25 protein-coding genes, 1 tRNA gene and 1 pseudogene are annotated in these 26,286 nt (G+C 58.3%); 15 read left to right on the forward strand and 12 right to left on the reverse strand.

The window, feature by feature from the left end; genetic code table 11:
- Positions 1-88 precede the first annotated feature (88 nt).
- Positions 89-259, forward strand: coding sequence for a hypothetical protein (locus AC2FMM_RS09365; RefSeq protein WP_496796405.1), 171 nt, complete (start codon positions 89-91; stop codon positions 257-259).
- On the forward strand, positions 259-714 hold the full coding sequence (locus AC2FMM_RS09370; RefSeq protein ID WP_496796406.1) for a helix-turn-helix domain-containing protein: 456 nt from the start codon (positions 259-261) through the stop codon (positions 712-714). The genes AC2FMM_RS09365 and AC2FMM_RS09370 overlap by 1 nt, the downstream gene beginning before the upstream one ends.
- A gap of 205 nt (positions 715-919) precedes the next feature.
- Here the strand turns inward: AC2FMM_RS09370 and AC2FMM_RS09375 are convergent, their stop codons facing one another.
- Positions 920-1,153 (reverse strand): glycine zipper 2TM domain-containing protein, encoded by a 234-nt coding sequence (locus AC2FMM_RS09375; protein ID WP_496712542.1) that lies wholly within the window; start codon positions 1,151-1,153, stop codon positions 920-922.
- A 251-nt stretch (positions 1,154-1,404) separates the two neighbouring features.
- Positions 1,405-1,656 (reverse strand): annotated as a pseudogene (locus tag AC2FMM_RS09380) (transposase); the annotation flags it as partial.
- 544 nt (positions 1,657-2,200) lie between these two features.
- Here AC2FMM_RS09380 and AC2FMM_RS09385 point away from each other — a divergent pair.
- On the forward strand, positions 2,201-3,364 hold the full coding sequence (locus AC2FMM_RS09385; RefSeq protein ID WP_496794718.1) for a tyrosine-type recombinase/integrase: 1,164 nt from the start codon (positions 2,201-2,203) through the stop codon (positions 3,362-3,364).
- A gap of 104 nt (positions 3,365-3,468) precedes the next feature.
- Entirely contained in the window at positions 3,469-4,101 is a 633-nt protein-coding gene (locus AC2FMM_RS09390) for a tyrosine-type recombinase/integrase (protein WP_496796407.1), read from the forward strand.
- 661 nt (positions 4,102-4,762) lie between these two features.
- Here AC2FMM_RS09390 and AC2FMM_RS09395 read toward each other — a convergent pair.
- Positions 4,763-5,764: an AraC family transcriptional regulator gene (locus tag AC2FMM_RS09395; protein WP_496796408.1), complete on the reverse strand. Its 1,002-nt coding sequence runs from the start codon at positions 5,762-5,764 to the stop codon at positions 4,763-4,765.
- A 200-nt stretch (positions 5,765-5,964) separates the two neighbouring features.
- On the opposite strand from AC2FMM_RS09395, the gene AC2FMM_RS09400 reads away from it, so the two are divergent.
- The 7 genes from AC2FMM_RS09400 to cls all read left to right on the forward strand — a co-directional run bounded on the left by AC2FMM_RS09400 (position 5,965) and on the right by cls (position 14,935).
- Positions 5,965-7,524: an amidohydrolase family protein gene (locus AC2FMM_RS09400; RefSeq protein WP_496796409.1), complete on the forward strand. Its 1,560-nt coding sequence runs from the start codon at positions 5,965-5,967 to the stop codon at positions 7,522-7,524.
- A gap of 33 nt (positions 7,525-7,557) precedes the next feature.
- Positions 7,558-9,189, forward strand: coding sequence for an amidohydrolase family protein (locus AC2FMM_RS09405; RefSeq protein WP_496796410.1), 1,632 nt, complete (start codon positions 7,558-7,560; stop codon positions 9,187-9,189).
- Between the two features lie 3 nt (positions 9,190-9,192).
- Complete coding sequence (locus AC2FMM_RS09410; RefSeq protein WP_496796411.1) at positions 9,193-9,972, forward strand: DUF3299 domain-containing protein; 780 nt, start codon at positions 9,193-9,195, stop codon at positions 9,970-9,972.
- Positions 9,973-9,984: 12 nt separating this feature from the next.
- Positions 9,985-11,580 (forward strand): HoxN/HupN/NixA family nickel/cobalt transporter, encoded by a 1,596-nt coding sequence (locus AC2FMM_RS09415; RefSeq protein ID WP_496796412.1) that lies wholly within the window; start codon positions 9,985-9,987, stop codon positions 11,578-11,580.
- A gap of 281 nt (positions 11,581-11,861) precedes the next feature.
- Positions 11,862-12,938, forward strand: a complete 1,077-nt coding sequence (locus tag AC2FMM_RS09420; RefSeq protein WP_496796413.1) for a carbohydrate porin — start codon at positions 11,862-11,864, stop codon at positions 12,936-12,938.
- A 1-nt stretch (position 12,939) separates the two neighbouring features.
- Positions 12,940-13,326, forward strand: coding sequence for an HdeD family acid-resistance protein (locus AC2FMM_RS09425; protein ID WP_496796414.1), 387 nt, complete (start codon positions 12,940-12,942; stop codon positions 13,324-13,326).
- A gap of 178 nt (positions 13,327-13,504) precedes the next feature.
- Positions 13,505-14,935 carry a cardiolipin synthase gene (cls, locus tag AC2FMM_RS09430; protein ID WP_496796415.1) on the forward strand — a complete coding sequence of 477 codons (1,431 nt, stop codon included), beginning with the start codon at positions 13,505-13,507 and terminating at the stop codon, positions 14,933-14,935.
- Between the two features lie 1,064 nt (positions 14,936-15,999).
- On the opposite strand, the gene AC2FMM_RS09435 is transcribed toward cls, so the two are convergent.
- From AC2FMM_RS09435 to AC2FMM_RS09450, 4 genes are all read right to left on the reverse strand, one after another.
- The gene (locus AC2FMM_RS09435) at positions 16,000-17,607 is read right to left on the reverse strand and encodes a HoxN/HupN/NixA family nickel/cobalt transporter (protein WP_496796416.1); all 1,608 of its coding nucleotides are present in this window, start codon (positions 17,605-17,607) and stop codon (positions 16,000-16,002) included.
- Positions 17,608-17,623: 16 nt separating this feature from the next.
- Positions 17,624-17,770 carry a hypothetical protein gene (locus AC2FMM_RS09440; protein ID WP_496796417.1) on the reverse strand — a complete coding sequence of 49 codons (147 nt, stop codon included), beginning with the start codon at positions 17,768-17,770 and terminating at the stop codon, positions 17,624-17,626.
- A 130-nt stretch (positions 17,771-17,900) separates the two neighbouring features.
- Positions 17,901-19,295: a metal-dependent hydrolase family protein gene (locus AC2FMM_RS09445; protein WP_496796418.1), complete on the reverse strand. Its 1,395-nt coding sequence runs from the start codon at positions 19,293-19,295 to the stop codon at positions 17,901-17,903.
- A 205-nt stretch (positions 19,296-19,500) separates the two neighbouring features.
- Positions 19,501-20,355, reverse strand: a complete 855-nt coding sequence (locus AC2FMM_RS09450) for a hypothetical protein (RefSeq protein ID WP_170369649.1) — start codon at positions 20,353-20,355, stop codon at positions 19,501-19,503.
- An 806-nt stretch (positions 20,356-21,161) separates the two neighbouring features.
- Here AC2FMM_RS09450 and AC2FMM_RS09455 point away from each other — a divergent pair.
- Positions 21,162-21,602 (forward strand): hypothetical protein, encoded by a 441-nt coding sequence (locus AC2FMM_RS09455; RefSeq protein ID WP_496796419.1) that lies wholly within the window; start codon positions 21,162-21,164, stop codon positions 21,600-21,602.
- Here the strand turns inward: AC2FMM_RS09455 and AC2FMM_RS09460 are convergent.
- Both AC2FMM_RS09460 and AC2FMM_RS09465 read right to left on the reverse strand, forming a co-directional pair.
- On the reverse strand, positions 21,556-22,335 hold the full coding sequence (locus AC2FMM_RS09460; RefSeq protein ID WP_496796420.1) for a hypothetical protein: 780 nt from the start codon (positions 22,333-22,335) through the stop codon (positions 21,556-21,558). The two genes, AC2FMM_RS09455 and AC2FMM_RS09460, sit on opposite strands and share 47 nt — an antisense overlap.
- Before the next feature lie 134 nt (positions 22,336-22,469).
- Positions 22,470-22,545: transfer RNA gene (locus tag AC2FMM_RS09465), tRNA-Thr, on the reverse strand.
- 177 nt (positions 22,546-22,722) lie between these two features.
- On the opposite strand from AC2FMM_RS09465, the gene AC2FMM_RS09470 reads away from it, so the two are divergent.
- Positions 22,723-23,598 (forward strand): hypothetical protein, encoded by an 876-nt coding sequence (locus AC2FMM_RS09470; RefSeq protein WP_496796421.1) that lies wholly within the window; start codon positions 22,723-22,725, stop codon positions 23,596-23,598.
- A 30-nt stretch (positions 23,599-23,628) separates the two neighbouring features.
- On the opposite strand, the gene AC2FMM_RS09475 is transcribed toward AC2FMM_RS09470, so the two are convergent.
- Positions 23,629-23,895: a DUF2312 domain-containing protein gene (locus AC2FMM_RS09475; RefSeq protein WP_149777019.1), complete on the reverse strand. Its 267-nt coding sequence runs from the start codon at positions 23,893-23,895 to the stop codon at positions 23,629-23,631.
- Between the two features lie 161 nt (positions 23,896-24,056).
- Here AC2FMM_RS09475 and AC2FMM_RS09480 point away from each other — a divergent pair, with 161 nt between their 5' ends.
- Positions 24,057-24,275, forward strand: a complete 219-nt coding sequence (locus AC2FMM_RS09480; RefSeq protein WP_496796422.1) for a hypothetical protein — start codon at positions 24,057-24,059, stop codon at positions 24,273-24,275.
- 8 nt (positions 24,276-24,283) lie between these two features.
- Here the strand turns inward: AC2FMM_RS09480 and AC2FMM_RS09485 are convergent, their stop codons facing one another.
- Positions 24,284-24,499, reverse strand: coding sequence for a hypothetical protein (locus AC2FMM_RS09485; protein ID WP_496678461.1), 216 nt, complete (start codon positions 24,497-24,499; stop codon positions 24,284-24,286).
- Between the two features lie 236 nt (positions 24,500-24,735).
- On the opposite strand from AC2FMM_RS09485, the gene AC2FMM_RS09490 reads away from it, so the two are divergent.
- Positions 24,736-25,164: a protein tyrosine phosphatase family protein gene (locus AC2FMM_RS09490; protein WP_496796423.1), complete on the forward strand. Its 429-nt coding sequence runs from the start codon at positions 24,736-24,738 to the stop codon at positions 25,162-25,164.
- A gap of 16 nt (positions 25,165-25,180) precedes the next feature.
- On the opposite strand, the gene AC2FMM_RS09495 is transcribed toward AC2FMM_RS09490, so the two are convergent.
- Positions 25,181-26,284: a flagellar motor switch protein FliM gene (locus tag AC2FMM_RS09495; RefSeq protein ID WP_496796424.1), complete on the reverse strand. Its 1,104-nt coding sequence runs from the start codon at positions 26,282-26,284 to the stop codon at positions 25,181-25,183.
- Positions 26,285-26,286: the final 2 nt, after the last annotated feature.

Consider the following 26,286-nt stretch of genomic DNA (forward strand, 5'->3'; position numbering starts at 1 on the left):
TATTCATCATTCATCTTCGTCGGCGTTTTGGTCTGTCAGAAGCCCAGGCGCGCTTGGTCGCGGCTCTTGCCTATGGGGAGGCGCGGTGATGGCAGATGACTTCAAGCTGACCCGCAATGGCAAGACGTGGCAAATCATGGCCCGCGAGAGCGCAGGAGTCGCCATAGAGGGCGGTTGGCTGACGCTGGGCGGTTGCCCCGATCAGATTGTCGCTGTGCGCGTCTGGCTGGCGCTGGTAGCCCAAAGTGAGCACAAGTGATGGCGAAACCCTACAAGCGATACAAAAGGGGCGCTGGGCGGCATGTCCAGCTTCCTGAATGGCTGCAAGCGTCCGAGGCATGGGCAACCCTGCCACCTGGGCCAAGGGCGCTCTATATCGAAATCAAACGCCGCTATAACGGATCGAACAACGGCGATATCTATCTAAGCCATCGTGACGCCGCAGCGGCGTTGAACGTCCATCGCAATACGGTTGGCCCGTGGTTCCGGGAACTTCAGGAACGCGGCTTCATCACCATGACCCAAGCCCCGCACCTTGGCCCGTCTGGCATCGGCAAGGCATCCGTCTGGGCGCTGGGCGAACTGCCAACCCGTGATGGCAAACCCGCCGAAAAGCGGTTCATGTCTTGGCGGCAAAAACAGAAGCCCCGCACAAAAAACAGGACACCGCGTCACAATGATTGTGACGGTGGCGCGGTGATTGACCTTGGTTGAGCCAAACCCGTCCTGAATACTGTGACGCCAAACCGGAAATCAGCCCGAACGGCGTCACAGAAACCCGGACACATATACATCTAGCCATATGGCCGAACCCCGAATTTCCCGAAGGATCAAGACACTTGACTGCCATGACCCTGGTTGCCGCTCAATAGGATCGTGCTGTCTGTTTTTCAGAGGCAGAAGACGGCCCAATGGCGCCTCAAGTGCATGGGGGTTGGTTCTGTCCGCCGCAAGCGTTAGCACCAATTTGCGCACCAGCAGCGGCTCCTACCAGAGTTGCAGCTGTTCTCCCACTGCCGGACCCGATTTGGTTCCCCACCGCCGCGCCAACAAGTGCTCCGGAGGCCGCGTTCACGCCTTGATTATTTGTGCAAGCGGCAAGACTTGCTCCACAAAAAATCAACACCACAGTTGCCCTAACAATTCCGTTCATAGGATTCTCCGTTTGCTACATGTGTCCCAACCATTCGTGCGCTCGGACAAATGGTTCTATCCGACATTCCCCAAGTGGCGTGCCGTCTGACGTAAAGATCGCCTGGATCCGACCGCTGGACAAGCGTTTTTCGCCCTGAACGGCGCCTGCGGTCGCGCAGGCTGCTGGAACAGGGCGGATCAGACCGCGAATGCGCCGTGATCTGGCTCGGCGGTTGTGTTTTTCGGCGCAGCGGCCAGACCTGTCCTGCCGTATCCTGCCAACCGCCCGAACACCGATTGCCGGAACAACCCGTCGAGACGATGGACTGTGTTCTTGCCGCGTCGCGTTTCGCGCAGCGCCGCTGCCGCCAGATCGGACAACCCGAGCGCGTCATCCATCTCCCGCATCACCAGGAGGCCACCGTCGGAACTGAGCTGCGCACCTCGAAATTCCAGCCGCACGCGAGTGTCGAAATCCACCCGATCTGCCCGCTGCGGGCTCGCACCCTCTGGGTGATCCATGAAACGTGCCCCTCAAAGCCGACAACACCATGTTTTATATGCGAAATATCACCATCAGGACCGCGAAATCAGCGCGTTACTTGGGGAATATGGGCGAACGCTAGCATGGCTTGCTTCAGAGGGGGGGTATTGAATCTTTAAGTTGCACCAAACATACAACCGGCCAATCAGGCTTTGGTGCGTATCCTCAATTCAACATTTTCCAACACCAACAATTACCAACCTTACGATTCACTAATTTGTGTAACCCATAGCGCACATCAAAGGGTGGACTGGCAGGTGGATAGACTAGATAACTACCCCATTAAACCCTTTGAAAACATATGCTTAACTGGAGCTTATGGTGCCCCCACACGGACTCGAACCGCGGACCTACTGATTACAAATCTTATCACCCTTTTTTCGATAGCATTATAGCCAATTCGATTGGACAGCATATTCTCTTAAATAACAAAAGTTTTTGCGTGCAGAGGTTTCTATAAGACCCTTCCCAACTCTCCGCACTTTGCTTACCTTGTGCTTACCCAAGCCGTCCGAGACCAATATGCCCAACGTCAGATTAACAAAATCAACTGTCGATCGCCTTTCAGCAACAAACCGGGACACGATATATTGGGACGACGGTCTGCCGGGTTTTGGACTTCGCGTGAAAACGACCGGCGTCAAAAGCTTCTTAGTTCAATATCGCAACAAACAAACCGGTCGGTCGAAACGCAAGACACTTGGACGATATGGGCCGACCTTGTCTTTGGGCGCCGCCCGCGAAATAGCACGCGCGCTTCTTGCTGACGTGGTACGTGGCGCAGATCCTGTCGCCGATGCTCAAAGCCTAAGGCATTCACCAACGGTGAACTCACTTGCCACGCAATACATGACCGAACATGCGGAACCGAAGAAACGTCCCGGTAGCGTTCGGAATGATCGGTCAATGCTGGACAGATACATTCTCCCCAAGCTTGGGGATCTTAAAGTCATTGAAGTGACGCATCAGCATGTTCAGAAGCTTCACAATCAAATGCGTGATACGCCCTATCAAGCCAATCGCACTCTGGCGCTCATGTCGAAAATGTTTGAACTGTCTGTGCGCTGGGGTCAGCGTTCTGACAATCCGGCGCGCGGCATAGAAAAGTTCCCCGAGGAAAAGCGGGACCGCTGGTTGTCAGACGGTGAGCTGCAAAGACTTTTGGTGGCTCTGTCAGAGCATCCAAATCAGGTTGCAGCGAACGCTATTCGCCTGCAGCTCCTGACAGGCGCACGGATCGGCGAAGTGCTGAAGGCAAAATGGGAAGACTTCGATTTGGACCGCGGGGTCTGGACAAAGCCGTCGCACCACACAAAGCAAAAGCGACGAGAGCACCTGCCGCTTTCGTCAGCAACCTGTGATTTGCTTGCGGCAATGAAAGCAGGGGCATCTACTGAAAGTCGTTGGTTGTTTCCGGGACGCTCTCCGGACCAACCGTACAAAGATCTGAAGAAATTTTGGAGCTCGGTCACCACATCAGCAGGTCTTCAAGACTACCGTATCCACGACAATCGGCATACGCATGCGTCGCATCTCGTTTCCAGCGGTCTGAGTCTGCCTATAGTCGGTCGGTTACTTGGACACACGAACCCGTCTACCACGCAACGCTACGCGCACCTCGCAGATGACCCGTTGCGGCAGGCAGCGGATGTGATGGGTAAGAAGATCAGCGGTGGCAGTTCCTGAAACCTGAGAATTTCCTGTGCTGAAGACACGCGAGCGGCAATTAGACTGCAGCTGTCGGCACAGTGTCGATGTTTGGGACGGAAGGCAATGGACGGAGATCTAAGATGCCCAAATCTCTACTTCCCGTTGTCACAACGCGTCGTCCGCCTTGGAACAAAGGCAGACTAGTCGGACAGAAGCGGCCATTGCAGTCAAAGCAAGTCTGGGCCATTCGCGCTCGGCTCGAACTTGCAAACAAGCTGAGAGACCTGGCATTGTTCAATCTTGCCATCGATAGCAAGTTGCGCGGGTGCGATCTCGTCCGCCTGAGGGTTAACGATCTCGCCGTCGGCAATTCTGTTCGCGATCGGGTATCCGTTGTTCAAAGCAAAACTGCAAAACCGATGCAATTTGAAGTGACGGAGAATACACGTGAAGTCGTGTCGCAATGGGTCTCTTCTCAATACATGTATGGACAACGGTATCTGTTTCCAAGTCGTATGCATGCTTTGCCGCATCTTTCGACCCGGCAATACGCTAGGCTTGTCCGGGAATGGGTGTCAGCGATTGGTCTCGATCCGTCCAGCTACGGCACGCATTCACTTAGGCGCACCAAGGCGGCTTTGATATACAGAAAGACCGGAAACCTACGTGTCGTTCAACTTCTGCTCGGTCACAGCAAAGTGGTCAGTACGGTGCGTTACCTTGGCGTCGAGCTTGAAGACGCGCTTAGTATTGCCGAACGTATCGATCTTTAATGCTTTGGCGGGCGGGACCGTCCGCTCGCCGCTCCCAAGCAGACTTTCGGAATCCCCCGTTGGTCTTCCGCTTCGAGCCCAAAGTATAGAATGCTGCAGTGTGAACCGACGGCTGCGAAGCCGAGCAAAGCAGCCGTTCAAAGCGACAGGCGAGTTTGCCCCGTCATCAATGGACGCGATTTCGACGCTTTTTCAGCGACTTTAATCGGATCGTGTGCCGCTTGTGTTCATGTTTCAATCGCGCGTTTTCGTGATGTGTTGAATCTATTCGCAAGATCGCCCACTAAGCGTTTGCTTGAGAATTCTTGTGCACCCAACGCGGCTTGACTGAACTGGACTGACTTGTTTGGACCCGAACATTGTGCATTGAGCAAAACTGCCGATGAATTATCGACCTTAACTACACCGCCTCTCTTCTGGGCCGCGCGTCATCCTTGGTCTTGCGCGGATAATCCGGAGCGGGTGCGCAACGGGCGCTTCTGACTCGGGTCGCGTAGGGGCAGGTCTACCAGTCAGCGAGAATGCAGCCTGCAATCTTTGGCACGGGCAGCGAGTAATTTGGCTCTTTCGCCGGATGCATCGGCGATCGCGGACATTCTGAGAGGCCATGCGATGATGCGGGAGCAGGCACGACTGCATCAATAAAAGAGCAGGGAAAAAATCACTGATTTTGCCGATATTCGGTCGGTGTAACGCCGGTCCATCTCTTGAACGCTCTGGAAAAACTTGTTGCACCGGAGAAACCAAGCAACTCGGCGATCTCCTCGTTCGGTGCGGATCTATCGCTGTCAATGATTTCTAGGGCCCTCTCTCTACGCCCCTTGTCGCGGATCTCTTGGAACGAGGTGCCCAATTCAGACATCGTGCGCTGTAGGCTCTTTGGATGGACGCCGAGGTTACGCGCGAGTTCCTCGAGGCCGAAGGTTCGCTCACCAATCTTTTGGAAGCAGACCTTTTCGACCCATTTCAGGATCGCATCGCGCGGGGAAGTATCGCGGAACTCTCCACGCGAGGTGGGCGGGATTTTCCAGTTCAGGGCTAGTGGCCGTTGCAGCCACTCAGAGGGAAACCCGATCTGAACACTGTTGCACTTTCGTTTCAAGAAAGAAGACTTCGGAAGCAGATCCAGCGGAATACCTGCGTTTTCCTGCGCCGTAACTGTTATGCGAGACGGATTGAAATCGTCTTCGGTCACTAACCGCAGGAGGGTCAACCACAGGCTCGCAGTGGCGGCATCTGCCTGAACGACGGGTGCTGCCGGTAAGAAAGTCCTCTCAGCTCGGATCACGGTGACATTTGCATTGATTTGGAGGGAGTATCGAACGTTGTTGATCTGCCGGTCGAGTTCGAGAATAGCCAGCGGTAGGAACTCTGCGAGGGTGTGGGATATCGCATAGCTCTCCCGGACAAAGACGGGGCCCGCCTCGACGAATGTCTCAGCTGCGCGCGCCGAGAAATACGGGTCGTTGAGCACATCGGCCATTTTCTCGACGGCCTTGTAGAGTGCATTGCCGGTGATCATCGCAGCCGGGTCGGTGAGATCGACCTGGTCAAGCCCAGCCGCCTTGAGAACAGGGCCAGCCTTGCCGCCGCGCTTCTCGAACAGATCAAGGAAGGGGCGAAGCTGCAGAGCGCGGTTGAACGCGATTCGCTCAGAGACCATTTGTCTGTCGTCCGTTGTTAGTTCTACACGACGATGTACATGCCGTTCACTACGAATACTCCCAGAACGCACTTTCAAGGACAAGTTTCCACACTACCTGTCGCGTGAGGGCATACAGTTTTGTTTTGATTAGCGTTTAGTATCCTTTTTGCGAAAGACCACGATTCCAGAAGGTGGTCGAAGGTAAAGGTACATCGCCTATGAAACCAGAAAGAACTTTGTCCGCAATCGGCACCTTGGCGGTTTTGGTCGCGACCGCAACGACAGCGTTTGCCAACGATATCGTGATCTTAAATGGGCGCGTGATCGACCCGGAGACGGGCCTCGATGCGATCCGCAACGTTGGCGTGGAGGACGGCCGTATCTCGGCGATCAGCGAGTTCTCGCTTGAAGGTGACACGGTGATCGATGCTAAGGGGCACGTCGTCTCGCCGGGGTTCATCGACCTGCACGCTCACGGGCAGAGTATTGGTGACTATCGGATGCAGGCGATGCAGGGGGTGACAACGGCGCTAGAGCTAGAATCTGGCGTTTTGCCCATCGCCGACTGGTATGACAGTCAGGCTGCCAAGAACCTGCCAATCAATTACGGTGCGGCGGCGGGCTGGACCTATGGCCGGATCGCCACCTTCGACAACACCGATCCTTTGGCGACGGTCGAGTATTTCCAGGAGGCCCAGGCCGAGAACGACTGGAAGATGGAGATCGCCGATGCGGACGAAGCCGCACGCATCCTCGCCCTTGTGGAACAGGGGCTCAAGGAAGGCGGCCTCGGCATCGGCATCAATGCGGGCTATGCGCCGGGATACGGTCAGAAGGAGTATTTCGCGCTGGCGGAGCTCGCCAACGAATACGGCGTGGCCACCTATACCCATGTCCGCTACGCGAGCGTCATCGAGCCGCAAAGCTCCTTCGAGGCGCTCAAGGAACTGATCGCCAACGCCGCGATCACCGGTGCGCACATGCACATCTGCCACATCAACAGCACGTCGATGGCGGACATCGAGGCCACGCTGGCCCTCGTGGAGGAGGCGATGGTGCAGGGTATCAACATCACCGTGGAGGCTTATCCCTACGGCGCGGCGAGCACCGTTGTCGGCGCCGCCATGTTCACCGGGCCGGACTGGCGGGAGCGGATGCAATCGACCTCCGAAAATTTCCAGCTTGGCACCGACCGCATGACCGAGGACGAACTCGCCGATTACCAGGCCAACAAGCCCGGCACCTTCATCACGTGGCACTTCCTCGATGAGAGCAAGCCTGAGGACCTTGCCATGCTTGACATGTCGGTGACGCATCCTGCCACCTTGATCGCTTCGGACGCGACCTTCTGGTCCTATTTCGACGACGACGGAAACATCCAGACTTATACCGGTGATGACTGGCCGCTGCCGGACAACGTCTTCGCCCATCCGCGCTCAGCCGGGACATTCGCCAAGATCCTGCGCTCCTACGTGCGCGAGCGCGGCGTGCTTTCGATGAGCGATGCGATCCGCAAGATGTCGCTGATGCCTGCGCAGACACTGGAGGACTTCGTGCCACAGATGCGTCGCAAAGGCCGGCTACAGGTCGGCATGGACGCCGATATCGTGGTCTTCGACCCGGAGACGGTGGCGGATCGCGCGACCTTTGAGAACGCCAACCAGCCCGCCATAGGTGTGCAGACCGTGCTCGTGAACGGCGGTTTTGTCGTCCGCGACGGCAGCCTCATCCTCGACGCGCCGCACGGACAGCCTATCCGCAGGTCCCAGATGCAGTGAGCCCCACCCGCAAAGAACAAGGGAGAAAGTAATATGTCATTTAATCAGAGTTTTTCTTTTGCTGCTGCGTTTGCCTCCACGTTTCTGTTCGGCAGCATCGTTCAAGCCCAGGACTACGACCTCGTTATTTCGAACGGTCGCGTGATGGACCCAGAGACGCTTTATGACAGTATCGCGAACGTAGGAATTACCGATGGCCGTATAGTCGAGATCTCAAAGGATCCCCTGACTGGTACCGAGGAAATCGACGCCACCGGCCATATCGTGGCTCCTGGCTTCATCGACACCCATTTCCACTGGCAGCAACCGATGGGCTATTCGCTTGGGCTTCGCGACGGATTGACCAGCAGCATGGACATCGAAGAAGGCTGCGCCGGCACAATCATCGCCGAGTGGTACGAGGAACGCGCCGGTGTAACGCAGGCGAATTACGGATGTGCCTCCAGCCATGAGCAGGCCCGCGCCATGGTACTCGACGGGTTCGCCGACCAGGAAGTCCTGCTTCACGGTCCCGCCGCGGCGTTGGAGATTCGGAAGGGTTCGGGTTGGAGCCTGGCCGAGGCTGATTACGACACCGGCAACGAGATCCTGCGGATCATAGACAAGGGCTTGCAGGACGGCGCGCTCGGGATTGGCAGCACGCTCGGCTATATGCGGGATGGCGTGAGCTCGCGCGAAATGTTCGAGGTGCAAAAGGTTGCTGCGCGCTACGGTAGGCATACTGCCGTGCATACCCGGTTCACGCCCGACAACGCCACTTTCGAGAATGTCGGGCTTCAGGAAATCATTGCTAACGCGCTCGCTCTCGATGCGCCGGCAACGATCAATCACTACAACAACCCGGGTTGGCGCCTTGGCCACGAGATCATCCAGCGTCTGCAGGAACAGGGCTACAACGTCTGGGGCGAGATTTATCCCTATGCCGCCGGCTCAACTGCGTTGAATGCGGTGTTCCTGAAGCCAGAGAATTGGGTGGAACGGCTTGGCCACACCTATGAGGAGACGTTGCAAGACCCTGTGACCGGAGATTTCTACACGTTGGAAAGCTACACCAAAGGCGTGGAGGAAACCCCGACCAAGGAAATCGTACTTTTCAAGATGCCGCCCGAAGACTCGGTGAAATGGCTGACACTCAAAGGCACGACCATGGCCAGTGACGCAATGTTCGCCGAGCCTCTGATGGCACCTTGGAATACTCCCTTCGAGGAATTGGGCAACATGCACCCGCGGGGCGCGGGTGCGCGCGCTGCCACGCTCCGCCTCGGGCGCGAGAACGACATTCCGATGATGCAGCTTTTGTCGATCCTGAGCTACAACGCGGCGCATCATTTGGGCCGTACAGGCCTGAAGGCGATGCAGGAACGTGGCCGGATCCAGGAAGACATGATCGCCGATATCGTGGTGTTTGACCCCGAAACCGTTACCGACAACGCCACCTATGATCAGGGCTCGATTCCTTCGACCGGGTTCAAGGCCGTTATTGTCAATGGCCAGGTTACTGTGCGTGACGACGAACTGCTGGAAGTGTTTGCCGGCCAGCCGATCCGCTTCGAGCCCGAAGATAGGCCGAGGTTCGAGCCCGTGTCGGAAGAAGCGTGGAACCGGGAGTTCTCGACCGGCATGCCGGACGTAGCGCCTGGCATTCCTCCGCAGGGAGGGAATTGAGCCATGACGACATGGGCAGCCAAGCTACGGACACGAATGGGTGTTGGACTCGTCGCGGTACTGCTTGCCGCCGCGACTGTGCAGGCGGAACCGACCCGGATCGGTTTCCCCGACTTGCCAGACCCTGCCGCGCAGGAGTTCGACGACCCTTTTCGCGATATGGGTTTCGAGATGCTCGGGGAGTTGCGAACATTCGTCCGTCTCGAGCAGCGGCTTGCGAGCGGGGAGGTTCCGGAAGACGCACGATCACGGCTTGAGGCGCGGCTCGAGGCGGCGCGCGGCACGCTGACGCTTGCCGGCCATGACATCGAAGAGTTGCTGGCCCAGAGATGGGTCGTGGCCGAAGCGCGGAAGCATGCACTCCTTGCAACCAATCCCGAGCTCCATCGGACCGCGGTCACCATTACCGGCTTCCTTATTCCCGCGGGCATCGACGAAGACGGTCTCACCGTCGGATACCTTGTGCCGGAGGTGGGCATGTGTAGCCATACGCCCCCGCCGCCACCCAACCAGCTGATCCGCGTGACGGTAGAAGCTGGGTCTCCCGCCCGGTCGCTCTACACGCCGGTGACGGCGACAGGATTGCTTGCGCCGCAGGAAAGCAACGAAACTGTCTTCGTCCTCGACGGCGAGGTGCTGATGGCGAGCATGTGGACCCTCGATGCGACCGAAGTCACGCTGGCGGTGAACACGCCCCGATCCACGTCCCCTGACACGCTGCAAGTCGAGAGAGCCTCCTACCGCGGCCCAGCCTTGAAGCCCCAGCAATCGACAAGTGATTAAGGTTGCGGTCCGGTGATCTGGCACCCTGGACCGATCAAGACCTGCAGTCACGGCAATGGCGCGCCGGGCGGATCGCACAGCCTCGCGGGAAAGGACGCGCGCCCTCCAAATCCGCTCGTGATCAGCATTTTCTCCGTTGCCGTGATCTTTCTCCTGGCTGCGGCTGGTCCGACGGAGGCGCAAGCGCCGTCGGCCCCGGTCATCACATGGCGCGATCTGGCTCCGGGCCTCGAGAGCCAGAAGATCGTCGAGACGGCAGATGACGCGCACGCGGGCCAAACGTCCTCGAGCGGCCCTCAAGCGGACCTGCCGCTGGGCAATCCATTCGATCCGCTGGCGTCTGACGGCCTCGCGTTCGAAGACTGGGACGATGCGGCGTTCGAGGTCGCGTCGGACCGCCTGGAAGCTCGGGTCTCGATCGACGGCTATGTCCTTCCATTGCGCAGAGAGCACGGGCGCGTCATCGAGTTTCTTCTCGTGCCCTGGGTAGGCGCCTGCATACACACCCCAGCGCCTCCTCCCAACCAGATCATCCATGTCGATTATCCCGACGGTTTCGAAGCCGTCAGCATGTTCACGCCGGTGCGGCTTGCGGGGCGCCTGAGGCATTGGCCGGCAAGTCACACCCTGTTCCTGGTCGACGGTTCGCGCAGCATTCCCACATCCTACGCGATGGAGCAGGCGACAATCGCCGGGACGCCTGGGGAGATCGTTGCCGCGAACCCGGCAGTGGAGGATCTGTCGGGGCTGGCACGCGCGCAGGCCAGGATCACCGACATCTTCACCACGGCGATGACTGACATGGAGCAAGGCCGGTCCGCTGGCGGAGTCGGCCTCGCGCTGCTGATCGCGTTCGCGTACGGCGCGCTCCACACGCTTGGACCGGGACACGGAAAGGCCGTCGTCGTCTCCTACTTTATCGGAACCGGCGGCGGCCTGAGGCGCGGCTTCGTCATGGGGGCCCGGATCGCCATCATGCACGTGCTCTCTGCGGTAGTAGTCGTCTTCCTGCTCGATTTCGCCGTGCGACAGGCAACAGGAGCGGCCCCATCGGACTACAGGTTGATCCGGCTCGGGAGTTACACGCTGATCATGGCAATCGGTGCGGTGATGCTCTGGCATGCCCTCGCGAACATGCGGGCAAACGAGGCGGGCGGCCACGCTCACGACGATCACGATGACGCCCACGCGCATGCCGGATGCACGGCCTGCGCCGCTGCCCAGGCCAAACCGCAAGGCGGCGGCTGGGTCGCGGCTGCGGTGGGCATAGTGCCGTGCACCGGTGCGCTCATCGTCATGCTTTTCGGTCTCGCGAACGATCTGGTGATCCCAGCGATCATGATGGTGATCGCAATTTCGACAGGTATGGCGCTCGCCATGTCAGTCGTTGGCATTGCGGCGATCCTTGGTCGCAACTGGGCCGAGGCGCGTGTTGGGAGCACCCCGCAAGGACGTCTGCGATTTGAAGCCGTTGCACGGCTCGCAGGAGCCGTCTGTGTGCTGGCGATCGGGGGAACATTATTCGCCGTGACCTTCGCTCAACCGCCAGGACAGGATCGAGTGCAGCAAACATCTGTCGTCGGGACAAGCTACGCGAGGGCGCAATAGGTGGCCTGCGAGGCGGTTCACACGTCAAGAACTGGCAGTTGGAGTTGATGAACAATGTCACGGGCGCCAAAGGAACAGAGCAAGCAAGGAGCATTTGAGCCTCCTTGCATCTGTGTCGCCCCGCCCCACTGCCTTTGGTGCCTATGGGAGCGTTATGCGCTGGCGATCATCTGCGTGCTTCTGGCCACTTTGTCTCCAGTGCAAGTTCGCTCTGAAGGTCTCACCGGCGAGGCGTTCTCTCTTCTCCGAGAAGCGTTCCCGGAACGTTGACGGCCACGTCCGTGCGCCAGGACGGACGGGGGCTTTGGGAGTACCGGGACTGGAAGAATGGGCTCGAGGATCGGGTGGGCCTGACATTCGGTATCGACGAGATGGTTCAGTATCTCGGCACTAACTCGGACCTCTCGCCTTCTAACGCGGCAAGCAACGTGTTTCGGCTATATGGCACTTTGGCAGCCAGCCGACGCGCTGCCGAAAACGCTGGTAAGCTGGTCTTCAAGATCGAGAATCGGAGCGCCTTCGGAAGCCATCTCTCGCCCCAGGCGCTCGGGCCATCCCTAGGATATGCGGGGCTTTTTTCGTCGACCTTTAGCGATGCGGGGTGGTTGTTGACCAACCTCTACTGGCGTCAAGTGTTTGCCGATGGTCGGGGCAGCTTCGTCATCGGTCAGGTTGATGTCACCGACTACATTGACATCAACAACCTCGCCAACCCATGGACTGCCTTCACAAACCTCGCCTTTGAGCAACTACCAACTGTTCCAGCGCCCTCTCAGGGATTGGGAGCCGCGCTGCAGTGGAGACTAAGCGACAGTTGGGCGATCCTCGCTGGCTTTGCAGATGCCAACGCAGACCCGGCAGACCCGGTCGGTAGCGCCAGAACTCTTTTCGACACCGGCGAGACCTTCAAACACTTCGGCATAGGTTGGGCGCCTGATTGGGACAATCGATACGACCAGTCAGTTCAGCTGACTTTCTGGCAGATTGATCAGAGAATGCAGGCTGGTGTGCCCGGCGGTTACGGCGTTTCTTTTCTGGCGAGCGGTCGCCAGGACGCGTGGAGGCCGTTCTTCCGTGCAGGCTATGCCAAAGATGGCGGAACGCTTCTCGACCGATCGATCAGCGTTGGAACCGGGTACGACGCCCGCGACGGCAGGGATCTTGCTGGAGTCGGGGTGAACTGGGGACGGGCACCTGGTAACTCACGAAACCAGTTCACAATGGAGGCATTCTACCGGTGGGACGTGACGGATTTCTTCCAGATCACACCAAGTGTGCAGCTTGTTACCAACCCTGCGAACGCCCCCGCGACCGAAAGCATAGTGGTTATTGGATTGCGCATGCGTGCCCACTTCTAATTTGAGAAACGAGACAGGGACGCCATGCCCCAAACGAAAGGAGACAGATATATGGCTGCAACTGATTTCGGCGGCGCTGTCGGCGATCGTCGGCTTTCTCTTCCTGCGCAATCCTGCGGTCGCGGTCGGAACGCTTGTCATGCTGATGAGTGTCTTCTTCATGATAGAGGGAATTTCCAAAACCGTCTTCTCCTTGACCATTCGTCCATTGCCCAACTGGGGCTGGATTCTGGCAAGCGGTGTTCTCGGGATCCTGATCGCCACGTGGCTTCTCTCCAATCCCGGCATGAGCCTGTTGTTGCTCGGTGTCCTAATCGGGGTCCAACTGATCTCGGAAGGAACCGCCATCGCCACGATGGCTTGGATGGTGAGGAAGGAAACGAACTAACGCCGGCTGGCCGACCTGAGAGCGCGGGTCCGTATTGCGCTGGCGAAGATCCGCGGTGGCTTTGGCCGCTGATTTTGGTGCGATGCCCCACGCCACACGCCGGCGCCGTGCCGTGGCCCGTACCGCGACGACGTTGCAGGTGTCGTGGGTACACGAATGGTCGAGGGGAAGCGAAAACATGATATGGATCATCCTGCACTATGTCGCCGTGCTCGCCTGTGCAGTGCGAATCCTGCTGCGTTCGCACCGCGATCCAGCCGCGCGCGTCGCATGGCTTGCCGTGCTTTTCGCGCTTCCGGTTGTGGGGATCGTCGCCTATCTCCTTCTCGGGGAGACGAGCATCGGACGCCGACGCGTCGCACGACGCACGCGCATCCTTGCAGAGCTTCCTTCGCCGCAGGCAACCGAGGCGGCGAACGCAGAGGCCCATGCTCACCCCGTGCCTGACCGCTACGCATATCTCTTCAACGTGGGCCGCTCGATCAGCGGATACGATCCTGTCGGCGGAAACCGTGCCCGACTCATGAAGGACTCCGACGCGGCGATTGACGAGATGATCGCCGATATCGACAACGCAGAAGACCACGTCCATCTGATGTTCTATATCTGGCTGCCCGACGGCAACGGCGGCAAGATGGTCGAAGCGCTTAAGCGCGCGGCCGGTCGTGGTGTAGCCTGTCGCGCCATGGTCGACGATCTCGGCTCGCGCGATCTCATCAAAAGCCCGCATTGGAACGCCATGGCCGACGCAGGAGTGTTGCTTGCCCGCGCCCTCAAGATCGGCAATCCGCTCTTCCGCGTGTTTCAAGGTCGCGTCGACCTGCGTGACCATCGCAAGATCCTCGTGATCGACAACCGCGTCACATATTGCGGCAGCCAGAACTGCGCCGACCCCGCCTTCCTGCCAAAGGCCAAATTTGCACCATGGGTCGACGCTGTGATGCGGTTCGAGGGTCCAGTGGTAGGACAGAACCAGCATCTCTTCGTAAGTGACTGGATGGCCAACCACGACGAGGACATCAGCAATATCCTGCGCGCGCCGCAGGGTGTGTCTGGCTCAGGCTTCACCGCGCAAGTAGTCGCCAGCGGTCCAACGGTGCGTCATTCTGCGATGCCGGAGATCTTCGAAAGTGTCATGTTCGCTGCGCGACACGAGCTTGTAATCACAACGCCTTACTATGTGCCAACGGAGACAATCCAGACTGCGCTATGCGCAGCGGGCAACCGGGGCATCGACGTCACGGTTGTCTTTCCGGCACGGAACGATGACTTTGCCGTCGGCGCCACGAGCCGCTCCTACTACGAGGACCTTCTAATTGCAGGCGTGAAGATCTACGAGTACGTGCCTGGCCTGCTGCACACGAAATCCATGACAGTCGACGGCGAACTCACCCTGATCGGATCGGCGAACATGGATAGGCGCAGTTTTGACCTCAACTATGAGAACAACATCCTTCTGTACGATCGGACTCTGACCGCCGAAATGCGTGTCCGTCAGCAAGACTATGTCGCGAAAAGCAGACAAATTATGCTGGAGCAGGTACAGGCATGGCCCAAGCATAGGCGGCTATGGAACAACGCTTTGGCGACGCTCAGTCCCGTGCTTTGACAGGCAAGCAGGCCCTTTAATCGCCGCTTTTCGGACCAGTTGCAGCAGGTGAAGGAATGAACGTAATCAAGTAAATCAATGCATTGCGGGGTGGGAAAGGTTCGATCCCAGTCGTGTCCTCTACCGAAGTCGCCCATCAGTTGAGGTCTGGAACAGGGATGTTGTCCGGCGTCCGCAGCGTGGAAGCACCCATTCGGCATCAATTCTAATTTGGCGACTGGCCTACCAGTTTCCAGTCAGACTACAGGGATGATCCTCAACGTGTAAAGTGCTCCCGCTTTTAGCCAACTCCGCCCAAAATAGGCCTTCCACCTGTTGTAAAAGGTGCAGGGTGACGAAGTGGATACGTCTGCGCATATTTTGAACAACGGGTCTGTTCCGGTACGGGTGCACCCAAGGAGGCATGTTGATTTCCCTGAACACTGCCGCGCGTTTATACACCGCGCCCATGCAGGAGTGGACAGACTTTCTTGCTGGATCTTGGCCATACCCACCAGAGGCGTACAATTTGTGTGCAATTCAAAGTGAAGGTCCGTAAGGCGCCCGAAAGCCGCTTCTTGCGCAAACGCAGCGAATTAACCCTATGTCCGCTCTTGAGGCCTTGGCCACCATCCAGGCCGAGCACGTGCAGCGAATGTCCGGAATGGTGGACCGCATTTCGTGTTCTGAGATATGTGGTGTGGCGCAGGCGAGCGACTGTCAGAAACCGTCCGTCAACCCGCCATCGGTTAGTTGCGGCGCGCACGTCCAGATCCCGCCATTGCCACGGAATGTTTCAGTCCGCATGAACTGCGGCTTCCGGTCGTGAACGCGTCTTCCGTGAATTCTCGTCAGAATTTCACATGGTCGGCATTCTACTCGTCGATACTGAGCGTAGCTCCAACGACCGCTTTCGTTACTTCGCAACCGCAGCTAAAAGCACCACGGGCGGAAAGTGTGAATTCGCGGCCGTGCAGCGTGTAACAGATGAGATCGCAAAAGGGGACCTTCATTCCCGCGACCTGCGGCCCGTCCTGCCCAGAGATAGTGCGTACAAGGCACACCCAGAAAGGCCTTCTCGGCTTTCAATCCCTAAGCGCGGACAAAGTCTTTTCTTGTGGTTTCTCCACCGGGCCCGTCTGGGATGCGAGCGGTTGAACGGGCGCACTCCATGATGTGACGAACAATAGCACTCCGACCACGGTCACACAGGTCGCACCGGCGATTTGGGCAACGCTTTCAAAGCGTTGGTGGGTGGCTGCATTCGAACCGATCCGCTGCGCAACCTTTGCGCGCCCCCAGATGGCCGCTACGCCGATCAGAGACATGGAGATCGCCATGCCCAGCGAGATCGCGCTCACCATGGTGAGCGCAGGCCACACAAGGTCATTTGCAAATCCAACCAGCATTACGATCAGCGCGCCGGTACAGGGCACAATACCCACCGCTGTCGCAAGCCATCCGTCAGTTCCTCTGGACGATTTTTCGGCAGTTGCGCAGGCAGCGCAGCCGCTGTGGGTATTGTCGTCATTCGGGTGCCTGTGATGCGGCCCGTGTTCATGGGCTGTTGACGCCGTTCTTCGGAGGTCATGAATTGTCCGAAGGCTTTTCCAAAGCATCCAAAGGCCAACTGCAATGATCAGCGCATAGCTGCCCAGCCGGATGAGCCGGTAATCGGATGGTGCCCCGCCGGTGGTTTGCCGGATCGCAAGGTCGAGCAGGAAAACAGCCGCAACGGCCGAGAACACGTGTACGATGGCGATGCGAACCCCCATCCCGACACCGCGGCGCAGGCTACCCCCTTCACCGACGAAATAGGAAATCACGACGGCCTTGCCGTGCCCCGGCCCAAGCGTGTGCAGGACCCCATAAAGAAACGCGACAAGAAGAGCGAACGCTACCGTCGCCAGCGACTTGCCCTGATCCATCGACGTCATAGATGTCGTGAAGAGATTGCTGATCCATGCCTGGGTTCGGGCCACGATATTGCCCTGAACAGGCGCAGCGGCAGACGCCTTGATTTCCCCACGCACCCCCCAAACCTGTGCCTCTTTCAATGAGTAGGATGCTTCGACCATCCTCTGCCCGTCGACAAGGAACAGATTGCTGACAGACGGTTCATGTTCCAGAGTGCCGCGCAGCCGAATTGCGTGAAACGCTTCGTCTATTTCAATGCCTTCGGGTACATCGACACGAACCATCTGGTTGGGCGGCGGTGGCGGCGTGTGAATGCAGGCCCCCACCCACGGCACCAGCAGAAAACTGAATACGCGCCCGTTATCCCCGCGCAGCGGCAGGACGTATCCATCAAGCGAAACTTCGTGCCCGAGATACTGCCCGGTTACGCCGGTCGCCTCTTCGCGCCGTTTCTCCATCACCACAAGGCGCTGGGTCAAAAGCTCGTCCGCGTCATAGCCTTGGTCGCGCAGCCGCACACGGGCCTCCTGTGCCCGCTGGCTGAGTTCGGCATCATCCACGCGGCGCGCGGCATCCAGGATCGTTCGCAGGTCATCCTTCTGCTTGTAGGACATCTCGAGGAACGGATCCTCATAAGGCGCCGTTGACGGCGCCAGATCATGCCAATCTACATGCGGGGGCTCATTGGCCAGCGCGGTCGAAGGGTGCAGCCCCAGCGCAAGCAATAGCAAAAGCACCATATGCCCGAAAAAGGTGATGACTTGTTGCGCGTCCATAGCAGGCCTTTCCATGTCACACCGCGTTCTTGAAGTTGACGCTGTTCATCATGATCAAATCAATGTTTCCCCACGGGTTGGCGGCCAGTCTCAAATCCTCGAGAGGGTTGACGACAACCAGGATCAGGTCTCCGTCGGTTACGAGACTGGTGATGTCGATCATCTCCGCGGACAACCCGTCAAGGACATTTGCGTGTATTATGATGATTGGACCGGGGGGCGTCCCGCGCCCCCGCGACCGAAGCCGCAAGGACGAAAGGAAAGGTAGTCAGCGTTCGGCCACGCATGACCGGTCACTCCATGTCGAACTTGTAGATGGTGCCGTCCTTCATGATCATGCCGAAGTTCGCCTTGGCATCGCCGATCAACTGCAGATCCTCCAGAGGATTGCCGTTGACGAGGATCATGTCCGCATAGGCGCCTTCCTCGATCACGCCGAGCGGGCCCAGTGGGTACGGCGTCAGGTCGCCCGACATCTTCAGCAGTTCGGCGTTGTCACAGGTTGCCATTTTAAGCGTTTCATACGGCGTGAACCAACGTTCCAACTTGGCCAAGACGGCACCCTGACGTTCGGCAAGATCCGCGCTGAACAGCGTATCGGTTCCGAAGGCGATCTTCATGCCCAGTTCCTTGGCGGTCTTGTAGACGAAGTCGGTGCCGTCGGTGACAAACTTGTACTTGGCTTTCTGGAACTCGTTCAGAGCCGGCGCATCCTCGTCATCAAGGAAAGGCTGCATGCTGAGCCAGACGCCCTTGTCTTTCATCATCTGCAGGGTCTCACGGGTCGCCATGTGACCGTGTTCGACGCTGCGCGCGCCATTCTCGACAGAGTGCCGAACCGCTTCATCATTGATCGCATGGGTCGTCACATAGGTGCCCCAGGCTTCGGTGGCTTCGACAGCGGCCTGGAATTCCTCGTCCGTGAACTGGATCGTGTGGATCGGGTCATATGCTGAGGTCACACCGCCACCCGCCATCAGCTTGATGTGCGTCGCGCCCTGCATCAGGTTCTCGCGCACACGTTTCAGCACATCCGGAACGCCGTCGGTGATGTAGAACATGTTGTTCGTCTCGAACGAATGAAGATCGCCGATGGCCTGAGGCACTTCCCGCGTAATCCGGAAATCCTGGTGGCCGGCGGTGATTGACAAGGCTGGCCCGGATGGAAAGACCCGCGGCCCGTCGATCAGCCCCTCGTTCGTTGCGCGCGCGATGTCGAACATCGGTCCGGCCACGTCACGCACTGTTGTGAACCCGCGCGACAGCGCGTTGTTCTGGGCCTTGGCAGCCAGAAGGTTCCAGTAGCCCTCGCCCGTCAGGGCCAGTTGCGCGATCGTCGCTTCGGCAAAGACCCCATGCCAATGCGCGTCGATCAGGCCGGGGATGAGCGTGTAGCCCTCGGCATCGATCTCGAAAGCGCCTTCGGGTGCCTCAAGATCGGAACCAATGGCGGAGATCAACTGACCGGAAACCAGAACGTCAACATCCGCGAGTTCTTCGTCACACCCGTTGAAGACCTGTGCGCCCCTGATCAGGACATTGTCGAATTTCATCTTTACATTGGTGGTTTCAATTTCACCGACGACACCGGCCGGGACGACCTCATGATTGGCCTCATGCGCCAGAACGCTGACCGGAGTTGCGGCGAGCGTCGTGCAGAGCAGATAGGTGAGTGTTCTGTTGGTCATGATGTACATCCTCATTTTCAAGCGATGAATGAATTTGGTTTTGGTCGCGCAAAACTGTTTTTGGGTGCGCAGCCTGGGTTTTCAAAAAATAGCGGATCGCGGTGAGTGGACCCGCTGGGTTTTCTTGTGCTCCCGTGGCACTGAAATGTTCAGTCACATGAGGGCGTCAGCAGACCCAAGAAGTCAACAGTGACATCGCCCCGCATCAGAAGTTCAGCACCTTATATCCAACCTGGACAGACCACTCTGCCGGCCTGTCGCCGCCAAACAGAATGCCAGGCTTGATGAACACTTGACCGTCACCGCCAAATGCCTTGCCCGTCAGCATGCCCGCGGTCACCTGTAGGCTGCCGAACGTCGCGTCCGTTTCCCAATCGTGGATGATGGCCGGGTCGAAGGTCAGGTAGAAACGCGGATTTTTCAGCTTGGGAACATAGTAGAAGTCGATCGTGGTAGTGTTCACATTCTGACCTTGATCATTTCCGCCCTCCAGTCCGAATGTCTGAACCCAGGCCGGGGCGAAAATTGCTCCGTTGTTGAGAAACCACGCGTAGAAGGCCGAGGTTTCACCGGCAAATTGACCATAGCCGGCGGCTTCGGTTTCTGCTGTGTCCAGAAACAGTTCAAAAGTGAAAGCGGCCCCGTTTTTCTCGGTAAGGTAAAAAACGTCAATGTAGGTAACGCTGATGTCGCCCAGCGTGAATTCAACCCCTGGCTTTCCGCCGAAGATGGGGTTTGCGTTGAACGGGCTGTCCGATCCGGGCACGGTGATCCGGAAGGCCCGTTTCCCACCCTCACCAAAAGGCTGCGTATAGAAGGCCTCGAACAGACCGGTGTTCAGGTCGGAATTGATCTGGTTGAACTGATACTGAAGCCCAAACTGCGTCGTGAGCAGCGTTGGATTTGTTCCGTTGTTGATCTCGCTGAGGTCTTCCTGAGCTTTGGCAGGTGGTGCAATGGTGGCTGCAAAGAGAGCTACCATTGCAGGTAATCTGCGCAGCTTCGGTGCAAGCGATGTGCCCGAGGCTCGATACAAGGATTTGATTTCGACGGTGTCCACTCGGCTGTTCCCCATCTCGAGTTGGTTCTGATCTCGTCAGCCTTTCGACACGCGCTGACACTCTCGCATGAGACAAGCCCAGATCTCGAATTGCAACCTGCAAAAATTTTCATACACCATGAGGGATCATGAGGGATGATGTGCTACCCAACGCGTCCTCGACCGTTGTTAGATTTTCTGCCGATCTGGCCGGAGGTTTCTGTTCCATTGATCTATGCTGCCAGTTCGGCCACCATACTCAAGTCCGTTTCGACGACCTTGGCTGTGAGAATGGTCCTATTGATGGGTTTTAATTGGACACGGCTATCCAAAGCCGGCCTTCACCCATAGCCGGGCACCGGCGGTTCGGTCCGCACTGTGTAATTCGCCAATCCGCAGATTTAGCCGTTGCAGCGAATATCAGGTTCGGCGGGCCGCACCGCAGCATGCCGTGCTACGAGTGAACGGCAGGTCTGGGCCGTCCTTGCCATGATCAACGGCAGCAATGCGCGGTTCGCACCCGTTCTTATAGCGAGCGGCATCTGTCGAATTGGGCTCGAAGCCGTCTTCCGAGTTTACTTGATTAACGTCAGCTTTCGGGCCATTTGCAGACACTGATTCCTATGCGGTTTGGATCGTGAGGTCACGCATTTTGCGGAAATGTCACACCTTTTCGCCTCGGTGTGTTTAGAGTCAATAGCTTAGCCTTGGTACTTGTCACGCTTTCCGGGGCTGTGACCACATACTTCCAAACTCTGAACCGTCAGATTCTCAATTGTAGAAGCGGACCGAACTTCCTCGTGCCGCAGTGAGCAATTGAGGTTGGTATGACCAAGTTGACACAAGATCAGCTGGCGGAGCGGTGGCACATGTCGCCGCGGACGCTGGAGCAGTGGCGCTGGCTCGGAAAGGGCCCCAGGTTTTTGAAGATCGGCGCGCGCGTTTTATACGATGAAGACGTGATCGAAGCCTTTGAGGAGGCGCAGGTCTGCCAGAATACATGCGGACCGATTTCCGGGGAGGGTGACTGCCGCGTCCGCGCAATAGACAAGCGCGGCAATCTCCAGCAAATCGAGTGCACGATCCTGCAGGCCCTCGACCAATTGACGGTTCAATTGTCCAATCCGCAGCGTCATTGCGACTTCGCGGCCAGCAATGTCGAGACGCAGGACTTCATCACCGCCGCTTTTTGTCAGGGGCGGCAACCATCTGACTTCAACTTCAGACAACAGCGCGACGGCGCCCAAACTCCGAGCGCATCTTTTTGAACGCGTAAGCTGTGAACTTGTCTATTGAATCGCGATCAAGCGCCTGCTTCTGCCAGACGGTTTTGCCATACCAGCCGCCCGCATATTCTTCGACAATTCTAGACACTTCAAATGTGTGGTGGGCGAGGGCTTGTTGAAATGCCACTCGCTGTGCATCGGTGGAAAAGCGTCGATCCTCGCCAGTGTGATTGGCGAGTTCCCGGCTCAGATAGTAGTCTAGCGAACGGTATGTCAACCGGGCAAAGAAATCCCGCGAGAGTCTCGCAAATGCATCGCCCGAGGCGAAGCTCGCGAGTGCTTGGCGAATTTCTTGCGGTGTCGGTTCAAACAGGGATGGCAACCGGTCGTGCAGCTGAACGGAAAGGCTTTCCAAGAGCGCGACCTTCGCCAATTCTCCTGTATCTGAGGAACTTCGGAGATCGAAGCTGTTGCGATCAATGGCACGATCCAACCCGGCGAGCAGCCCTGTCACAGAGGCAAGCTCCGATCCGTCGACACCAAGATCAGCCAGAGCGTCTTCGAAGCCAGGAGCCCTCGCAAGCAAAGGCAACCTCACCAGCAAATAGCTTACAAACTGAAACCTAGGGTCACGACTCGCGCGCGAGAGATCTTTTTCGGATGCATCAGCCGCCGCCTCGGCGATCTCTTCTACCGACGCATCGGTTGCGATCAAATCAACGACCTCGCGCCACTTCCTGGACCGAGGCAAAGTGCCAAGCCTGATGTGTCCCATCAGTTCCTCCCTTGTCTGCAGAATCATGCAACCCTCGGGCGAATGTAAAGGGAAAAATCGGCATCTACGCTTACCCTACGCTTACCCGAAGCGAGTGCCAGGCATGAGATCGCCTCGTAAGCCTTTGAAAAAAGTGGTGCCCCCACACGGACTCGAACCGCGGACCTACTGATTACAAATCAGTTGCTCTACCAGCTGAGCTATAGGGGCTCCGAATGTCGGTTACCGCCTCGCGTTACAGACTGCAAGCCTGAATCTCCAACTTGTTTGCCGGATCGTATCCGGCAAGACGCGTGGCCGGTCTCGAATTGCCCTGTAGGTTTGACCTCATCCCAAACAGACTGTACCCGATGAACAAAGACCGGAAACCGCAGGACCGCATCAGCAATGCATCTAGCCATTCATTCTGGCGCAGATTTCACCGACGAGGGCCTTCTGCTTCATGCCCTGCGCGCGAATTCCGACCTTCTGACCGATGTCGGCGTCGTGCTGTATGGACCGCGACGCTGTCGTCAGATGTTCATGTCGCCCTTGCAAGACCTGACCAACGGCCAAGTGGAGCCGGAAACCGTCGATCGACTTCGCAGCTTGATACCGGACGACATCGAGTATCAAAGAACTGTTTTGACATCCCCGGACTTCATCGGAGAGACTCCCACGGCCTTGAGGGATGGGCAATTCTATCCCTTGGCCGGTCAACGCGTGGCATTTCTCGAGCAAACCTTTGCGCCGGCCGGGATTGAGCTTTTTGTCGGCGTGAGGAACCCCGGAAGCTTCATCCCCAAGGTCCTGATGGCCTTGCCGCCCGAGGATCGGGCCGAAACCTTGGCGAACACCGATGTCAGTTGCCTGAGTTGGCTGACGATGATCGAGGACATCCGCGACCTCGCGCCGAACGTGGCCATCACCCTTTGGGCCAACGAAGATCTGCCGGTGATTTTCGGAGATATCGTCTGTGCCATCTGTGGCCTGCCACGCGAAACGCCGATCGAGAACGAATTTGCGCTGCTGGCATCGCTGTTGGACGATGAAGGCCGCGACAGGCTGGAAGAACTGATCCGGCCGGAAAACGCGGGTGACCGACCGGCCCTGCTGGCCGATCTTTCCGCCTTGTTCGAAGATCACGCGCTGCCGGATGAGGTTGAGGAAGAACTGGACCTGCCCGGGTGGAATACGGACATCGTCGAGGCCTTTACGGAACTGTATGCACAGGACCTTGCGCGGCTTAAATCCATGCCGGGCATACGTGTTCTGGGCCTCTGAGGCCCGCACCCCCGGCATGGCACGCCGCGGCTACATGCCCAAAGCTTCCTTGTACATTTCCAACACCGCCTCTTCCTCGGCGATATCGTCCTTGTCGCGCTTGCGCAGCGCGATGACTTTACGCATGACCTTGGTGTCGTAACCGCGGGCCTTGGCCTCGGCCATCACTTCCTTTTGCTGATCCGCGATGTCTTTCTTTTCGGCCTCCAGACGCTCGAACCGCTCGATGAACTGGCGCAACTCGCCAGCGGTGACGCGATAGTTCGCTGCGGCCTGGTTTTCGGTCATGTCTTCCATTGGCGTCTCTCCCAAGTGGTGATTGGTGTTTCCGGCGTGACGGTCACCCTGCCGGATACATCGGGGCGGCAGCGGTCGCAAGAGACCAGCCAAGCCGTGACTTGTGCCGCCCCGGGCGATCCGGTATCCGCAACTGCACGGCATGAAACACGAGGCGAGCCATGTTCGACTTTTTCATCTGGGGCGGCGCAAGCCTGTCCGTCGCGGGGCTTACAGGCTTGGTCTGGTGCATCCTTCGCGTGATGAAGGCGCGCAGGTCAAACCTGTCGGATGACGAACTGCGCGCAACGGTCCGAGGCGTTCTCCCCTGGAACTTGGGCGCGCTGTTTCTATCCGTCATCGGGCTGATGCTGGTGATTCTGGGGATTTCCCTGGGCTGAAGGCCCTCTCAGATCGGCAGATTGTCGAATTTCGCCTCAAGGGCGTCCTCAGCCAAGGCGGCATCCAACAGGCGCAGCCGAGTCGGGACGGGCACGCCTTCCGCGCGCATGCGATCAATGACCTTGCTTACCGACGGCTGAAGGGCCAGGCGTGTTTCCAGGTTTGCCCCACGCAATTTTCTTTCCAACCTCGCGATCTCGGCAGAGAAATCATGTGCAGTCATCGGCATCCTCCCGCATGTTGCCAGCATCCCTGATATGGGGAGGGGCTTTGCGAACCGCCATCCAAGCCTCGGCCCTCTGGCAGGTTTTTGCGCATCGCGAGCCCCTCACCAAGAAATGATACCATGGATACTACACCATCATGACGCAACGGCCCTTGACGGACATCAAAAACGGTCTGACCCTAACCGACCCGTGAAAACTGGACAGAACCGGAAACGCAGCCTAAAGCTTCGGCATGGAAATTCGCCAAATCACGCCCCGCTATTCAGTTTCACCGCAGATCACGGTCGAGGACATCCCTGCGATCAAGGCTGCGGGTTTTGCAAAGGTCATCTGCAACAGGCCCAATGCCGAAGTGCCGCCGCACATGCAGTCCGACGTGATCGGACGCGCCATACGCGAGGCCGGACTGGAGTTCGAGGTGCTGGAACTGACTCATCAGACGATGACTCCGGTCAACGTCTCATACCAAAAAACGCTGATCGAAAGCGGCCCCGGTCCGGTTCTGGCCTATTGCGCATCAGGTACGCGGTGCTCGGTTGTCTGGGCACTTGGGCAGACGGACAGCCTGCCGGTGGACGAGATTCTCGAAGCCACCCGCAAGGCCGGGTATGAACTTGAACAGCTCCGCCCGGCCTTGGAACAGATGCGCCCGACCGCCTGATCGCCGGACTTTCCCGTCAAGAAGACGAACGGGTCACGGGCAAGCCCGACAATTCCGAGATCTTCTCGGCCAGCTGATCCGTTCCAATCGCATCCAGGTCGTCGCGGTCCAGATTGGACACAGACGTTTCCGAGACCAGAACGTCATGTCCCGACTCGGATTCGTCCACCTGCAGGGGCTCTGATTTGTCAGGGCCGAACCTGTTCCCCGCATGCTCGACAAATGCCCCGGCATTTTTGGCCGAAACGGACGGGCTCACCGTTTTGCCAGTCAGACGCAGCGCGCGCATGCCGCCGCATTGGCCCAATCGGCCAGTGCCCACACGCGCCCGATCGATGGACAATACATCGATTTGCCCCAGCCTAGCCCCCGTCAGCGGCAGCACATCTCCGGCGCTCAACCCGGAGAGTTCCGCCAAGGGCAATTGCAACCGGGTGATCACGGCGTTCAGTTCCGCCCGCATGATGCCCGCGGCCTCGGCCAGAAGCTTCTTGGCGGGGTTGCTGCGTGAATCGTCAGGGCCCGGACCCTCCGACGGATCGGGCAACAGCATGACGGCCATCCCCTGCCGGGCACCTCGGCCCAGTTCGACGGTCAGCTCATATCGGCCGTATGCCTCCTGGACCAAGGCCAGGGAAACCGCCCTCAGATCCGCCGCGCGTGAGACGTATTCATACCCCGACAGCAGCGCGACATCCTGCGGATCCTCAAGCAATTCCGTCGCGCGGGCGAACATGCCGTCGATCAGCGGCGCGACGATTGCGGCATCGGTATCGGTGAAGGGGCGCGGCTCGGGCGGATCGGGCAAGACCTCGCCAATCGTCTGTTGCTGGATCACAGCCGACACCAAACCCGGATCGAGTGCAACAGCTGCAAGGCGCTCCTCACCGGCAGCGACCAGCAGAAACAGCCAGCTTTCATCCAGCCCTTCGGTCAGGTTTTCGGCCTTACGGCCAGCCTGCTTTGCACCGATCACCGAAATCGCAAGGCGAAAACCCTCGACGGCGGACCGCGCCAGCGCCAAACGCAGAGCCCGCAGAACGGCCCGGGACGCCGCCATCGTACCACGCTGAGTCGCAGACAATTTGCGCGCCAGCACAGAGCTGACCGATTTCGACATCA

This window comes from Ruegeria sp. BHSC043, from assembly GCF_059612985.1.

Bases quoted from the DNA above. Each gene is read 5' to 3' on its own strand.
- AC2FMM_RS09445 (WP_496796418.1), bottom strand. From the start codon at position 19,295: ATGACCAACAGAACACTCACCTATCTGCTCTGCACGACGCTCGCCGCA.
- AC2FMM_RS09370 (WP_496796406.1), top strand. From the start codon at position 259: ATGGCGAAACCCTACAAGCGATACAAAAGGGGCGCTGGGCGGCATGTC.
- AC2FMM_RS09385 (WP_496794718.1), top strand. From the start codon at position 2,201: ATGCCCAACGTCAGATTAACAAAATCAACTGTCGATCGCCTTTCAGCA.
- AC2FMM_RS09475 (WP_149777019.1), bottom strand. From the start codon at position 23,895: ATGGAAGACATGACCGAAAACCAGGCCGCAGCGAACTATCGCGTCACC.
- AC2FMM_RS09455 (WP_496796419.1), top strand. From the start codon at position 21,162: ATGACCAAGTTGACACAAGATCAGCTGGCGGAGCGGTGGCACATGTCG.
- AC2FMM_RS09395 (WP_496796408.1), bottom strand. From the start codon at position 5,764: ATGGTCTCTGAGCGAATCGCGTTCAACCGCGCTCTGCAGCTTCGCCCC.
- AC2FMM_RS09490 (WP_496796423.1), top strand. From the start codon at position 24,736: ATGGAAATTCGCCAAATCACGCCCCGCTATTCAGTTTCACCGCAGATC.
- AC2FMM_RS09400 (WP_496796409.1), top strand. From the start codon at position 5,965: ATGAAACCAGAAAGAACTTTGTCCGCAATCGGCACCTTGGCGGTTTTG.
- AC2FMM_RS09485 (WP_496678461.1), bottom strand. From the start codon at position 24,499: ATGACTGCACATGATTTCTCTGCCGAGATCGCGAGGTTGGAAAGAAAA.
- AC2FMM_RS09480 (WP_496796422.1), top strand. From the start codon at position 24,057: ATGTTCGACTTTTTCATCTGGGGCGGCGCAAGCCTGTCCGTCGCGGGG.
- AC2FMM_RS09390 (WP_496796407.1), top strand. From the start codon at position 3,469: ATGCCCAAATCTCTACTTCCCGTTGTCACAACGCGTCGTCCGCCTTGG.
- AC2FMM_RS09375 (WP_496712542.1), bottom strand. From the start codon at position 1,153: ATGAACGGAATTGTTAGGGCAACTGTGGTGTTGATTTTTTGTGGAGCA.
- AC2FMM_RS09435 (WP_496796416.1), bottom strand. From the start codon at position 17,607: ATGGACGCGCAACAAGTCATCACCTTTTTCGGGCATATGGTGCTTTTG.
- AC2FMM_RS09460 (WP_496796420.1), bottom strand. From the start codon at position 22,335: ATGGGACACATCAGGCTTGGCACTTTGCCTCGGTCCAGGAAGTGGCGC.
- AC2FMM_RS09495 (WP_496796424.1), bottom strand. From the start codon at position 26,284: ATGTCGAAATCGGTCAGCTCTGTGCTGGCGCGCAAATTGTCTGCGACT.
- AC2FMM_RS09410 (WP_496796411.1), top strand. From the start codon at position 9,193: ATGACGACATGGGCAGCCAAGCTACGGACACGAATGGGTGTTGGACTC.
- AC2FMM_RS09470 (WP_496796421.1), top strand. From the start codon at position 22,723: ATGCATCTAGCCATTCATTCTGGCGCAGATTTCACCGACGAGGGCCTT.
- AC2FMM_RS09405 (WP_496796410.1), top strand. From the start codon at position 7,558: ATGTCATTTAATCAGAGTTTTTCTTTTGCTGCTGCGTTTGCCTCCACG.
- cls (WP_496796415.1), top strand. From the start codon at position 13,505: ATGATATGGATCATCCTGCACTATGTCGCCGTGCTCGCCTGTGCAGTG.
- AC2FMM_RS09440 (WP_496796417.1), bottom strand. From the start codon at position 17,770: ATGATCGACATCACCAGTCTCGTAACCGACGGAGACCTGATCCTGGTT.
- AC2FMM_RS09365 (WP_496796405.1), top strand. From the start codon at position 89: ATGGCAGATGACTTCAAGCTGACCCGCAATGGCAAGACGTGGCAAATC.